Consider the following 13,360-nt stretch of genomic DNA (forward strand, 5'->3'; position numbering starts at 1 on the left):
GCATGCCAAGCGAACCGACACCGCACAGCACAGTCCTGCCCTCGCAGGCGATGCCACGCAGCATCGCCTTCTATCTGCCGCAATTTCACCCCATCCCCGAAAACGACGAGTGGTGGGGCAAAGGCTTTACCGAGTGGCGCAATGTGACCCGCGCCGAGCCTCTCTTTGAAGGACACGACCAGCCACGCCGCCCCGCCGATCTGGGCTACTACGACCTGCGAGTGCCGGAGATCATGGAACAGCAGGCGGCACTGGCGCGCGAAGCAGGCATTCACGGCTTCTGTTATTACTACTACTGGTTTGCCGGGCGTCGCCTGCTCGAAAAGCCGCTCGACCGCATGCTGGCGAGCGGCACACCCGACTTCCCGTTCTGCCTGTGCTGGGCCAACGAAAACTGGTCGCGCCGCTGGGATGGCAGCGAGCAGGAAGTGCTGATGCGCCAGGAGTACGGCGAGGACTATGCGCGTCGCATCATCCGCGACATGCTGCCGTTCCTGCAGGACGCGCGTTACATCCGCGTCGATGGCAAACCGCTGCTCCTGGTCTATCGCGTAGACATCATCCCCGACTGCGCGGCGATGACCGACATCTGGCGCGAAGAAGCAGTTGCCGCCGGCCTCCCTGGACTCTATCTGGTACGCGTCGAGAGCTTTGTCGAGCTCGATCCGCAAGCCTATGGTTTCGACGCCGCCACCGAATTTCCGCCACATTTGTTGGACAAGGTCGCACTCAGCGATCCCAAGACCATCCTCAAGCAACACCCGAAGTTCTCGGGCTTTGTCTTCGACTACGAAAAGATTGCCCAGCACTACGGCAACAAGCCCGCACCGGACTACAAACGCTTCAAGGCACTGGTCCCCTCGTGGGACAACACTGCGCGCAAACGCTTCAACCCCTACGTGCTGCGCCGCGCCTCACCCGAACTCTACAAGTCCTGGCTAAACCAGTGTCTGCGCGAAACCTGCCGCCGCTTCAAGGGCGAAGAACGCCTGCTGTTCATCAATGCCTGGAATGAGTGGGCTGAGGGCTGCTACCTGGAGCCTGATGAAAAATTCGGCCATCGCTATCTTGAAGCCACGCGCGAAGCCCATGCACAGATGGCCAGCGAGCTGCACAGCGGCACGCAGCGCAGCAGCCATGACCCGCTGGGCTTTGCCGTTGCCTTGTTCGACGACGGCCAGCTCGAAGAGGCCTACAGCCGCTTCTTGAGCATGGTCGAAGCGGGCGAACGCAATCCGCTGGTGTTCGTCTATCTGGGCCTGATCGCACTCTCCAGCGCACTGCCGGACGACGCCCACACCTTCTTCCAACACGCCATCGACAGTTCAGCAGATCGCGCCAATACCATGGCGGCGATTGCTCAGCGCTGCCTGGAGCGCGATCAACTGGCCTTCGCTGAAACCTATTTCTCGGCGGCAGTCGAAGCTCAGCCAACGCTGATCGGTGGCTTCGTCCTGCTCGCCGAAGTCTGGGAGCGCCAGGGTCGCCTGCGTGACGCCCTGCAACTACTCGGCTCCTTTACGCAGGCCGAGAGCAGCATGCGGCCGGCGATTCTCGCGCGCATTATCAAGCTCGCACGTGCGCTGGGCGATACGTCCAGCGAATACGCCGCCAGCCTGCTGGCCCGCGATTTCCCGGATAGCCATGCACGCGCCATCGAGCTGATGCTCAGCCGCGACACCACACGCGCGGCCGACCTGCGCGCCGAAGCGCAGCGCTTCGCACAGAGCCACGGCAATCAGCTACAACAGATGCCCGCGCAGCCTGTCGCACGTCTCCGCGTAGGCTTTGTGCTCGGCCTGCCGGACGCCAGCAGCACCACATTGCGCCTGGAAGCCTTGCTGCGCGAGCTGGACCCGCAGCGCTTCGAAACCTTTGTGTTCGCGCGCGGCCTCTCCAGCAGCGAATCCACACAACGCCTGTTCCTGCTCGCGGACGCCTGGGACAATCTCTGCGGACTCGATGCCGATGCCTGCGATGCGCGCATCCGCGCGCATGCGATCAACATCCTCATCAATCTTGATGCTTACGCGAGTCTCGCCGCGCTGGATGTCTTCTCGCGCCGCAATGCACCGCTGCAAGTCAACTGGAGCTGGCCGCCGCGCCCGCTTGCCCTACCCTGCATCGATCATCTGCTGGTGGATGCGCTCAGCGCTTCCACGGACAACTACGCCGAACTGTGCTGCGAGGCGCCCGCCGTCATCGAGCATCTTCCTGCCTTTGCATTGCCAGCCCTGGATTTGCCCAGTTCAAGCGCTTCTCCGCTGCGCCACACAGCGCCACGCGGCTTACGGCTGGCGTGCCTGGAAGCGGCCGAACTCATTGACCAGCGCAGCTGGCAGGCCTGGGCACGCATCCTCGCAGCGCTCCCCGAGGCGCGCCTGCGCCTCAACTTCAGCGATCTGTCCGCCACCGCCATCGCATCCCTGCTCAGCCAGCTCGCCAGCCTGGGCATTGAGGCCGCGCGTATTGATCACTGCATGGCAATGGATAGCGGCGCCCTGCTTGAGGCCTGGCAGGATGTAGATCTCGGCCTCTGCCCACTCAGTGGCGACAGCAGCTTGCCCACCCTGCTGGGCTTGCAGCAGGGCGTTGGCAGCATCAGCAGTACCGCAGTCACCCCGTGGACAGCGCTCAGCGCCGGCTTGATTGATCAGCTCGGCGGCGCAGCCTTGATCGCACATCAGGCTGATGACGAAGACTACGTAGCGCTGGCCGTGCAACTGGCCAGCGACGTCACGCTCGCCAGAGAGCTGGGCAGCGCCCTGCGCGATCGCCTGCAGGATTCGGCCCTGCTCGACACAGCGGGCTTTGCCGAGGCCTTCGCGGCCTGCCTGCACGCCCTGTGGCAACAAAAACTGGAGGGCATAGCATGAGTACGACGGCCACGCCCAGCTGGTCAGTCATCATCTGCAGCATCGACGCCGGCAAGTACGCGCACATCGTGCAGAGCTATGAGCGCCTGCTGGCAGGCCGGCGCTTCGAGATCATCGGCATCCACGACGCACGCTCGCTGGCCGAAGCCTATAACCGCGGCATCGCCCGCGCGCGTGGCGACAGTCTGGTGTTCTCGCACGATGACATCCTGATTCTCGATGACGGCTTTGCCGGAAAAATCGAACAGCATCTGGCCAAGGGTTTCGATCTGATCGGCTTCGCCGGCGCCAAGGCGGTCAGCGATGGCTACTGGTGGTCCGCCGGGCCCGCGCAGCAATATGGCGCCGTCGGCCACGCACCGCCGGGGCTCCCGCAGCTCTCGCTACATGTGTATGGCATCGACGATGTCGCGATCAGCCCGGCGCAGGTCATCGACGGCCTGTGCATGGTCGCCGCGCGCCGAGCCGTCGACACCCTGCAATTTGATGCGGAGACCTTCGACCACTTTCACCTCTACGACCTCGACTACAGTTTCTCGCTGCATCAGCGCGGTCTGCGCGTCGGCGTTGTCCATGACATTCCGCTGCTGCACATGTCGGTCGGCAGCTTTGGCGCACACTGGCAGGAACATCGCCAGCGCTTCGTGCGCAAGCACGCCGCCGCACTCGGACGCGTCGCTGATGCGCCACTGCCCGAGCCACTTAAACTGCGGGCGCGCGTGGCCCTGTTCGACGATGCACAGTCGCTGCGCCGCTTCTGGACTCACGCCAATCTGCTGCGCGCGGGCCTCGCCATGCGCCGCATGCAGCGCTGAATCCGCCGCACACCAATCGACAAATTGCCGCACAAAGCACCAACATATCGCACCATGCGCGGCTTCATCGATGCGCTAGGATGACTTCAAATACCCAGCTTGCGTCAGGCTGGCACCTGCATTCTGCGCGGCACGGCGATGGTAGCGCTGCCGCAACACATACGAGGCTCCCATGCGTGGTAATCGCTTGATCATCGTTGGTGGCGCACCGCGCTCCGGCACGAGCATGTTCCAGTCCATGATGGACTCACATCGTGACGTCTTTGGCGGCCCCGAATTCGATCACCTCACCGACATCGTGCACCTGCGCAACCGCCTGCACACCGGGCTGCAATACGGCCGCATCGAACAATTCGTCGATGCTGCACAGATCGACGCAGCCATCGCCCAGCTTATCGACGCCCTGCTGCTGCCGGCAGCGGATCGTCGCCAGTGCAGCTACCTGTCTGAAAAGACGCCGATGAATGTGCTGGTCTTCAAAGACCTGATGCAGATCCTGCCCGGCGCACGCTTCGTGCACATCGTGCGCGACCCCCGTGCCGTCATGATTTCCATGCTGATGGTGGCGCAGCGGCTGGAGCAGAAAGCCGAGAGCAAGCCCGATTTTCTCGCCAGCCCGGCGCATATGGCGCAATACATCACCGACTGCGTGCAGGCCGGCGTAGACGCCTGCGAGAGCCATCGTGATCGCGCCATCATCGTGCGTTACGAAGACTTGCTGACGCGTACTGCACACATCATGACCCAGGTGCTAAGTTTTCTCGGCCTGCCCGAAGACCCCGCCGTGCTCAAGCCAGGCGCCGTGACGCATGACAGCGCCCAGCTGCTCAAGGATGGCCAGGATGCCTGGGCGGGTGGCCGCGCACGCTTCAGCGATCCGGAGCCAGAGAATCTCGACAAATGGCGTACTCAGGTCGATGCCGCCGCGGTGCAGACGCTCAATGAGCACTTCGCGTCGATACCGCTCTTCGCTGCACTGGGCTACACCTTCAACTAAGCGCCGCACCTGAGGCGCACGAGGCGACCGACATGCATCCACCTACCTTCTGGCTCACCGGCTTAAGCGGCGCCGGCAAATCCACCATCGCCCAGGCACTCAAAGTCCGTCTGGGCGAAGCACAGCGAGCATGTGTCGTGCTCGATGGCGATCACTTGCGCAGCGGTTTGTGTGCCGACCTTGGCTTTTCGCCACAAGACCGTGCCGAAAACATTCGCCGTGTTGCCCACGTGTGCCGCCTGTTCAATGACAACGGCCTGATCGTCATCGTTGCGCTGATTTCACCTTATGCCAAGGATCGCGCCCTGGCACGCGAGATCATCGGTACCGAACACTTTCTCGAAGTGCACATCGCCACCAGCTTGCAAACCTGCGAGTCGCGTGATCCAAAAGGGCTTTATCGCAAGGCACGCGCCGGCCTGCTCAAGGAGTTCACGGGCATCTCTGCACCTTACGAGGCGCCCGCAAACCCGGCCTGCGCACTCGATACCGTGGCGCTTTCGCTCGATCAATGCGTCAGCCAACTGCACGCGCTGCTAGAGACTGCAGCAAACCCTGCGCGTTGATCCGCAGCCAGCAGCGATGAAAGTCCTGCCCTATTCCGCTGCCGACAAGCCACGCTGGGACAGCTTCGTGCGTAACAGCCGCAACGGCACCCTGCTGTTCGAACGCAGCTATATGGATTACCACGCGGAGCGCTTCAAGGATGCTTCGCTGCTGATCGAAGACGAAGGCCGGCTGCTTGCCCTGCTCCCGGCCAGCCGCCACGGCGACAGTCTGCGCTCGCACGGGGGACTGACCTACGGCGGCTTCATCACCGATGCGCAGATGCGTGTCGAGAAAATGCTCTCGGTCTTCGCTACTACATGCAATGCGCTGCGCGCCGCGGGCATCCGGCAGCTCGAATACAAGGCCATTCCGCACATCTATCATCGCCAGCCGACCGAGGAAGACCTTTACGCGCTGTTCCGTCACGGCGCACATTTGCTCAAACGCGAACCCTCCGCCGCCATCGAGCTGGCGGGACTGCACCTGCCCAGCATGAAGCGCTACGGTGCTCGCCAAGCACTCAAGCTGGGCCTGCGCTGCACACAGGCCACCGACGCCAGCGAACTGATGGCACTCATCGACAGCAATCTGCGCGCACGCCACGGCGTCGCCGCCGTGCACACGGCCGCCGAAATGCAGCAGCTCCATGCCAACTTCCCGCAACACATCGAATTGCTGGAAGTGCGCGACGCCACCGGTGTTCTGCACGGCGGTGCCGTGGTCTATCTGGCCGGGCCGGTTGCCCACACGCAGTATCTGGCCAGCTCCGACAGCGGGCGCCGCAGCTCACTCATGGAACTGCTCGAATGTGAACTGGCCGAGCGTTACCGCAACCGCTGCCGCTGGCTCGAATTCGGCATCTCCAGCGAAAACGGTGGTCAGACACTGAATGCTGGCCTGATGCGTCACAAGGAAAAATTCGGCGCGCGCTGCGTCTGCTACGACACCTACTTGCTCGATCTCTAAGCTTCCACGGCGGCGCAAATAGACGCGCAATCCGCCAACATATCGGCCCATCCAGCCGCGCCGTCCGGGACTAGCATCTTGCCATTGCATAAAGGTGTTTGAAGGAAGGAACCTGCCATGGCGCTGTCCGACTGCCGGATCATCGAGTTGCCGAAAATCCACGACGTGCGCGGCAACCTCACCTTCGTGGAGGGTGATCGCCACATCCCCTTCGACATCAAGCGCGTCTACTACCTCTACGATGTTCCTGGCGGCTCCGAGCGCGGCGGTCACGCCCACGGCAAGCTGCACCAGTTCATGATCGCCATGTCGGGCAGCTTCGACGTGGTGCTGCACGACGGCGACCGTGAGCGACGCTTCCACCTCAACCGCTCCTACAACGGAATCTATATCTGCCCGATGACCTGGCGTTATCTCGACAATTTCTCCTCCGGTGCGGTGTGCCTGGTACTGGCCTCGGCGTACTACGACGAGAGCGACTACTTCCGCGACTATGGTGAATTCATCAAAGCCGTACAGGCGCGCCAGAAATGACCGTCAGCTTCATGGATCTGCACGCCAGCCAGGCACCGATTGCCGATGAACTCCGCGCGGCATTCGACCGCGTACTCGACCGTGGCAATTTCATTCTCGGCGAGGAACTGGCCGCTTTCGAGCAGGAGTTCGCCGGCTATTGCGACAGCGCGCACTGCATCGGTGTCGGCAACGGCCTCGATGCGCTGCACCTGATCCTCGCCGGCATGGGCATCGGCGCAGGTGACGAAGTGATCGTCCCGGCGCACACCTTCATCGCGACCTGGCTGGCGGTCTCGCAGACTGGCGCACAGCCGGTACCGGTCGAACCGGACGAGACCAGCTTCAACATCGATCCGGCACGCGTGGCCGAGGCCATCACGCCGCGCACACGCGCCATCATTGCCGTGCACCTCTACGGCCAACCGGCCGACATGGACAGTCTGCGTGCGATTGCCGACCGCCACGGCCTCTATCTCATCGAAGACGCCGCGCAGGCGCACGGCGCCCGTTACAAAGGCGAGCGCGTCGGCAGTCTGGGCGACGCCGCGGCTTTCAGCTTCTACCCGGCAAAGAATCTTGGCGCGCTCGGCGACGGTGGCGCCGTCACGACCCAGGACGCAAAGCTGGCGCAGAACATCCGCCGCTTGCGCAACTACGGCTCCGACCAGAAATACGTCCACCTCGTCAAAGGCTGCAATTCGCGGCTCGACGAATTACAGGCGGCCCTGTTGCGCATCAAGCTACGCAATCTGGATACGCTCAATGCGCAACGTCGCACACTCGCGCAACAGTATTGCCGCGCACTGGCCGATCTGCCCGGCATCCAGTTGCCGCAGCTGAATGCTGCCAGCGAAGCGGTCTGGCACCTGTTTGTCATTCGCTGCACGCAGCGCCAGGAGCTGGCCCGCCTGCTGGCAGAGCAAGGCATCGCCACACAGATCCACTACCCGCAGCCGCCGCATCTGCAAGCAGCTTATGGCGAGCAAAGCTGGCCAGCACTGCCGCTGACCGAGCAATTGTCCGGCGAAATCCTCAGCTTGCCGATGTGGCCCGGCCTCGATCCTCAGCCTGTCATCGATGCACTGCGCCAATGCACAGCCAGCCTGACGCGCTGACATGGGCAAGGAAGCACGCGCCAAAGCGCTCTTGAAGCAGCAAGCCCAAACAGGACAGGGCGCCCTGAGAACACGGGCAGAACACGAAAGCGCCGCCGGCAACTGGCACAGCGCCTGCGAAGCCTGGCAGGCGCTGCTGCAACAAAGCCCCGGCGATGCGAGCACGCATGCCAATCTTGCCCAAGCACTGGCGCATGCTGGCCGCCATGCCGAGGCGGTCGATGCCTGGGCCGCCGCCATGCACTATGGTCTGCCCGCCGATCAGGCGGCCGTCGGCATGGCCGATGTTTTCATTCTGCGCAAGCAGTACGACATCGCGCTGGAAAACCTCGACATGGCCATCGCCGCCAATGACGGCAACCTTCAGGCCTGGAGCAAGCGCGTCATGGTGTGCACACGGCTTGGCAAGTTGCAGGAAGCGCTGAGCGCGGCCGAACAAGTGCTGGCTGTCGCGCCCGAAGATCTCAATACCCTGCTGAGTCTGGGCATGCTGTTCAAGGATGCCGGCGTGCCCGAAGAAGCCTTGTCCTGGTTGCAGCGCGCCATTGCAGCCGCACCAGCCAAGCTGCCACTGCGCTCCAACCTGCTGTGGGCGATGCTGCACGCCGATCAGCCCAGCGCAGCCGAGATCCTCGAACAGGCGCGGCAATATGGCCAGCTATTGTGTGCCGAGAAGCAAGCAGGGCTTCGCCAGGCGCCACGCCGACGCGGCGATGTGCTGCGCATCGGCTGGCTGAGTGCTGATTTGCGCAATCACGCCGTCGGCCATTTCGTCATCCCGGTACTCGAAGCTTTCGACACACAGCGCTCTTGCCATATCGTCTATGACAATTCCGGACTCGACGACGCGATGTCACAGCGCGCACGGCGCGCCGTCAGCCAATGGCACAAGGTCTCGCAGCTGGGTGATGCAGCACTCGCGCAACTGATCCAAAACGACCAGCTCGACATCCTCATCGACCTCGGTGGCCACACCGACGGCACGCGCCTGGAGGTGTTTGCCACGCGTCTGGCCAGCGTACAGATCAGCTGGCTGGGCTATCCCGGCACCACTGGCGTGATCGGCATGGACTACGTGCTGGTTCCGCCCGATCCAGCCTTGTTGCGCGGCGGCTGGAGCAGCGAGGAAGCGCTGGCGCTGCCGGACAGCTACTGCGTACGCGAACCTAGCTATAGCGCTCCGCCAACAGATTGCACGCCACCCTGCCTGCGCAATGGCTACATCCGCTTCGGCTGCCTCAACAATTTCGCCAAGGTCAGCCCCAGCGCAATCGCTGTCTGGGCGCATATCCTGCAGCGCGTAGCGCATTCGCAGCTGCTGCTGGTCATCAATGGCGAGCCGGACGGCGAGCTGGCCGCCGACATCCGCACGCGCTTCGCAGCACTCGGCGTGGCCGCGGAGCGCCTGCAGATCCGCGGCCGCATGTCGCCAGCGGACTACTTCGCGAGCTATCGCGAGATCGACATCGCACTGGACAGCTTTCCCTTCAACGGCGGCACCACCGGCTTCGATGCGCTGTCGATGGCCACGCCATTCGTCACGCTCGCCGGCGAAGCGCTGCATGCGCGCATGGGGCGCAACCTGCTGTGCGCGGTCGGCCTCGAGCCACTGGTAGCGGACAGCATCGATGACTATATCGCCAAGGCCTGCGCGCTGGCCGCCGAGCCTGCACGCATCAGCGCCCTGCACGCCTACCTGGGCGACACGATGCCGAAGAGTGTTCTGATGGATGTGCCGCGCTTTGCGCGCGGGCTGGAAGCGATTTTCGAACGCCTGCTGCCGCCGGCCTGAAGCGGCCTGCCCGCCTCAGAACAACACGTCGCGCGACACGCCGCGGCGTTTGATCAGGCGCCGCAACTGCGCCAGCGCTTCGATCTGGATCTGGCGCACGCGTTCGCGGGTCAGTCCCATCTGCGAGGCCAGATCTTCGAGCGTCAGCACCTCGACGTCGTCAATGCCATAGCGATACTGGATGACCAGACGCTGCTTGTCGGTGAGTTGCGCCAGCCATTCGCGGATCAGCGATTCGACCTCGCTGTTATGGATGTTGATCTCCGGGCTGATCGCCTGCTCGTCCGCCAGCGACTCACCAATCGACAGATTGGGGTCGATGTCGAGCGGCGCGTCGAGCGAAGCAGTGTGCTCATTGAGCGCCAGCACGGCGCGAACATCCTCGACCGGCCGGGCGAGCTTTTCGGCAATCGCCTCGGGGCTGGCGGTGGCGCCGGTCGCCGCCTCGATCTGGCGCTGCGCGCGCAGCACCTGGTTGAGCTCCTTGACCACGTGGACCGGCAAGCGGATGGTGCGCGACTGATTCATGATCGCGCGCTCGATGTTCTGGCGAATCCACCAGGTAGCATAGGTGGAGAAACGGAAGCCGCGTTCGGGATCGAATTTGTCGAGCGCGTGCATCAGCCCGAGATTGCCCTCTTCGACCAAATCGAGCAGCGGAATGCCGCGATTGAGATAGTGCTTTGCAATGTTCACGACAAGGCGCAGATTGTGCTCGATCATCTTCTGCCGCGCTTCGAAATCGCCCTGGCGCACACGCCGCGACAGCACACCTTCCTGTTCCGCCGTCAGCAGCGGATTGATACCGATCTCGTTAAGGTAGAGCTGGGTGACATCGCCGAGGAATTCGCTCTCTGGCGGCGGCATCGCTGCAATGACATCAGCAAATGCCTCTAGCTCGGCCGGAACATCTGGCTCCTTATCTTCTGGCTCATCAAGGAATTCCGGTTCGAGCATTCTCGCCTCAGCGTGTGGGCAGATATTTGATCGGATCGACTGGTTTGCCCCCGAGCTGCCGCAGTTCGAAATGCAGCTTGGGCCGGTCTGCATCGCTGTCGCCCATGACTGCGATCTTCTGCCCCTTCTGCACTTGCTGCTGCTCCTTCACAAGGATCTCCTTGTTATGGGCATAAACCGTCGTGAATTGCGTTCCGTGCTTGATGATGACGAGGTTTCCGTAAGCCCGCAAGTCGGATCCTACGTAGATCACCTTGCCCGATGCGGCGGCATAAACCGGATCACCCACGCTGCCTGCAATATCGATCCCCTTGCTGGTCGAGTCATTGAAGCTGGTGATCACTTTGCCACGCGCCGGCCAGCTCCAGTCAGGCTTGTCGTCACCGCCTTTGGCCGACTCGGCGGCCGGCGCCGGCTGTGGCGCGCTGGCGGCCGGCGGCGCTTTCAGCACCGGGGCGCTGGCCGCAGCGGGTGGCTGTAGCTTGGGCGGCTGCGCCTTGGCATCGCTGGCCGCAGCAGGAACGCTGGCAGCCAGCGGAGGCCGCGCATCCACGCGTGGTTCGGACTGCGCCTGCAACTCACGCCAGGCTTTGTCGGAGTAGGCCAGACGGCCGCCACGCGGTTCGCTGACAATGCCGTTGTCCTGCTTGGGCGGCGGCGCCATCAGCGGAGCAGACAGCGCATCCGCCGGACGGCTCTCAAAGCGCGGCACGGCGACGGGGCGCGTAGTCCCCGGTGCATCCGCCGCAGCCGGCGTTACGCCCGGTGGCAGTACGCGCAATTCCTGGCCGACAAGGATCAGCGAAGGATTGTCCAGATTGTTCCAGCTCGCCAGCTCACGGTAATCCGAACCGTGTTCCAGCGCGATGCTGTAGAGCGTGTCGCCCTTCTTGACGATGTAATAGCCGGGGCGCGGCTGTGCCGGCGCGCTCGGCGCCGAACTGGCCACTGCGCTGCTCGCAGCAGGCGCGGCCTGCGCAGGGCTGCGTGTTTCGACCGGCGCAGGCGTATTGCTGACGCAAGCGCCCAGTGTCAACAGCGCCAGAAGCGCGGAAATGGTTTTCAACTCAGTCATTCGGTACCTGCCAGCAAGGGTACGAAGCGCACGGCATCCAGACGCGTTTCCTTGAAACCGCCCGTCGCGCCATGTTCGATCATCAGGATCACCTGGCTGGACGTGCCCAGCGGCATCACCATGCGACCACCGCGCGCGAGCTGCTTGAGCAAGGCTTCGGGCACCTTGCTGGCCGCGGCGGCAAGGATGATCGTGTCAAAAGGCGCCACTTCGGGCAAGCCCAGATTGCCATCGCCGTGTTTCAGACGAACATTGGGCAAGCGCAAGGGACGCAAGTTCGAGCGCGCACGGTCGAGCAGCTTGGCGATGCGCTCCATCGTATAGACATCGCTGGACAGACAGGACAGCACCGCCGCCTGGTAGCCGCAACCAGTACCGACCTCCAGCGTCTTGCCCAGCGCCCGCCCGCCCGCCGCCAAGAGCTCCAGCATGCGTGCGACGACGAAGGGTTGCGAGATGGTCTGCTGGAAGCCCAGCGGCAAGGCCGTATCCTCGTAAGCACGACTGGCCAGCGCCTCTTCAACAAAGGCGTGACGCGGAATGCGGTTCATGGCGTCCAGCACGGTCTCGTCACGGATACCCAGCTTGCGCAGGTGCTCGATCATGCGGGCGCGCGCACGCGCGGCAATCGGATTGGCGGGGCGAGAACTATCAATCATCGGAACAAATTTCTGGCCATTTCAGGTCGGGACACAGCTGAAGGCCAAGGCGGCGCAAGGCCACTTCAGCGCTGTAGCCAGTTTGCCACGCCTTCGAGCTGTGCGGTGTGTGTCAGATCGATCTGCAGCGGTGTCACCGACACAAAACCGGCGGCCACGGCATGAAAATCGGTGCCCTCGCCGGCTTCAGCAGCCGGACCCGCCGGCCCCACCCAGTAAATGGTTTCGCCACGCGGGTTTTGTGCGCGGACGACCGGTTCGGCGCGATGCCGACGACCCAGGCGCGTGATGCGCACGCCGCGCAAGGCTTCGTAGGGCAGATCCGGCACATTCACATTGAGCAGCACCGGCGCGGCAAAGGGCTCACGCTGAAAGCGCTCGACCAGTTCGCGCGCCACGCGGGCGGCGGTCGCGAAGTGTTCCGGCTGCTTGCCGACCAGGGAGATGGCGATCGAAGGCACACCGAGCAGGAAGCCCTCGGTGGCGGCGGCGACGGTACCGGAGTAAATCGTGTCGTCGCCCATATTGGTGCCGTGGTTGATGCCCGAGACCACCATGTCCGGCAGATGTTCGAGCATGCCGGTAACGGCCAGGTGGACACAATCGGTGGGCGTGCCATTGACATAATGGAAGCCGCTGGGCGCACGGCGCAGCTGCAGCGGACGGTCAAGGGTCAGCGAATTGCTGGCGCCGCTGCGGTCCCTCTCGGGGGCCACCACGGTAATGTCGGCAATCGGATCGAGGGCATGCGCCAAAGCGGCGATCCCCGGAGCGTGATACCCATCATCGTTGCTCAGGAGAATACGCATGGAACCACTCGAAAGTAGGCTGTCAGGATGATCAGGAATCCTGCACGCTGCGCGGCATGATCCTGGTGATCAGCCGCGGCGCCTGCCCGCTTACATCCATGCAAGCGACGCCATGACAGCAAACAGAAGAACTACGGAAGGATTTGGTCGGGGCGGCGGGATTCGAACTCGCGACCCCTTGCACCCCATGCAAGTGCGCTACCAGGCTGCGCTACGCCCCGACACAAGGCGCGC

Annotated in this window: 12 protein-coding genes and 1 tRNA gene; 8 read left to right on the plus strand and 5 right to left on the minus strand. The window is 63.4% G+C overall.

Annotation, left to right across the window (positions count from 1 at the left end):
- Positions 1–2 precede the first annotated feature (2 nt).
- The 8 genes from ABDB84_RS04250 to ABDB84_RS04285 all read left to right on the plus strand — a co-directional run bounded on the left by ABDB84_RS04250 (position 3) and on the right by ABDB84_RS04285 (position 9,626).
- Positions 3–2,876, plus strand: coding sequence for a glycoside hydrolase family 99-like domain-containing protein (locus ABDB84_RS04250; protein ID WP_345918449.1), 2,874 nt, complete (start codon positions 3–5; stop codon positions 2,874–2,876).
- Complete coding sequence (locus ABDB84_RS04255) at positions 2,873–3,691, plus strand: glycosyltransferase (RefSeq protein ID WP_345918450.1); 819 nt, start codon at positions 2,873–2,875, stop codon at positions 3,689–3,691. Before ABDB84_RS04250 ends, ABDB84_RS04255 begins: the two co-directional genes overlap by 4 nt.
- 172 nt (positions 3,692–3,863) lie before the next feature.
- Complete coding sequence (locus ABDB84_RS04260; RefSeq protein ID WP_345918451.1) at positions 3,864–4,688, plus strand: sulfotransferase family protein; 825 nt, start codon at positions 3,864–3,866, stop codon at positions 4,686–4,688.
- Between the two features lie 32 nt (positions 4,689–4,720).
- Positions 4,721–5,254, plus strand: a complete 534-nt coding sequence (cysC, locus tag ABDB84_RS04265) for an adenylyl-sulfate kinase (RefSeq protein WP_345918452.1) — start codon at positions 4,721–4,723, stop codon at positions 5,252–5,254.
- A gap of 16 nt (positions 5,255–5,270) precedes the next feature.
- A complete protein-coding gene (locus ABDB84_RS04270; protein WP_345918453.1) occupies positions 5,271–6,203 on the plus strand; it encodes a GNAT family N-acetyltransferase in 933 nt (310 codons plus the stop codon).
- A gap of 117 nt (positions 6,204–6,320) precedes the next feature.
- A complete protein-coding gene (locus ABDB84_RS04275) occupies positions 6,321–6,737 on the plus strand; it encodes a sugar 3,4-ketoisomerase (RefSeq protein WP_345918454.1) in 417 nt (138 codons plus the stop codon).
- The gene (locus ABDB84_RS04280) at positions 6,734–7,834 is read left to right on the plus strand and encodes a DegT/DnrJ/EryC1/StrS family aminotransferase (protein ID WP_345918455.1); all 1,101 of its coding nucleotides are present in this window, start codon (positions 6,734–6,736) and stop codon (positions 7,832–7,834) included. Before ABDB84_RS04275 ends, ABDB84_RS04280 begins: the two co-directional genes overlap by 4 nt.
- A 1-nt stretch (position 7,835) precedes the next feature.
- Positions 7,836–9,626 (plus strand): O-linked N-acetylglucosamine transferase, SPINDLY family protein, encoded by a 1,791-nt coding sequence (locus tag ABDB84_RS04285; protein ID WP_345918456.1) that lies wholly within the window; start codon positions 7,836–7,838, stop codon positions 9,624–9,626.
- A gap of 15 nt (positions 9,627–9,641) precedes the next feature.
- On the opposite strand, the gene rpoS is transcribed toward ABDB84_RS04285, so the two are convergent.
- The 5 genes from rpoS to ABDB84_RS04310 form a co-directional block, all read right to left on the minus strand.
- A complete protein-coding gene (rpoS, locus tag ABDB84_RS04290) occupies positions 9,642–10,583 on the minus strand; it encodes an RNA polymerase sigma factor RpoS (RefSeq protein WP_345918457.1) in 942 nt (313 codons plus the stop codon).
- 7 nt (positions 10,584–10,590) lie between these two features.
- Complete coding sequence (locus ABDB84_RS04295; RefSeq protein WP_345918458.1) at positions 10,591–11,658, minus strand: peptidoglycan DD-metalloendopeptidase family protein; 1,068 nt, start codon at positions 11,656–11,658, stop codon at positions 10,591–10,593.
- Positions 11,655–12,317, minus strand: a complete 663-nt coding sequence (locus tag ABDB84_RS04300; RefSeq protein WP_345918459.1) for a protein-L-isoaspartate(D-aspartate) O-methyltransferase — start codon at positions 12,315–12,317, stop codon at positions 11,655–11,657. Before ABDB84_RS04300 ends, ABDB84_RS04295 begins: the two co-directional genes overlap by 4 nt.
- Positions 12,318–12,382: 65 nt before the next feature.
- The gene (surE, locus tag ABDB84_RS04305) at positions 12,383–13,126 is read right to left on the minus strand and encodes a 5'/3'-nucleotidase SurE (RefSeq protein ID WP_345918460.1); all 744 of its coding nucleotides are present in this window, start codon (positions 13,124–13,126) and stop codon (positions 12,383–12,385) included.
- Between the two features lie 144 nt (positions 13,127–13,270).
- Positions 13,271–13,347 (minus strand) — tRNA-Pro (locus ABDB84_RS04310).
- Positions 13,348–13,360: the final 13 nt, after the last annotated feature.

The organism is Uliginosibacterium sediminicola (assembly GCF_039631295.1).
GTDB classification, from domain to species: domain Bacteria; phylum Pseudomonadota; class Gammaproteobacteria; order Burkholderiales; family Rhodocyclaceae; genus Viridibacterium; species Viridibacterium sediminicola.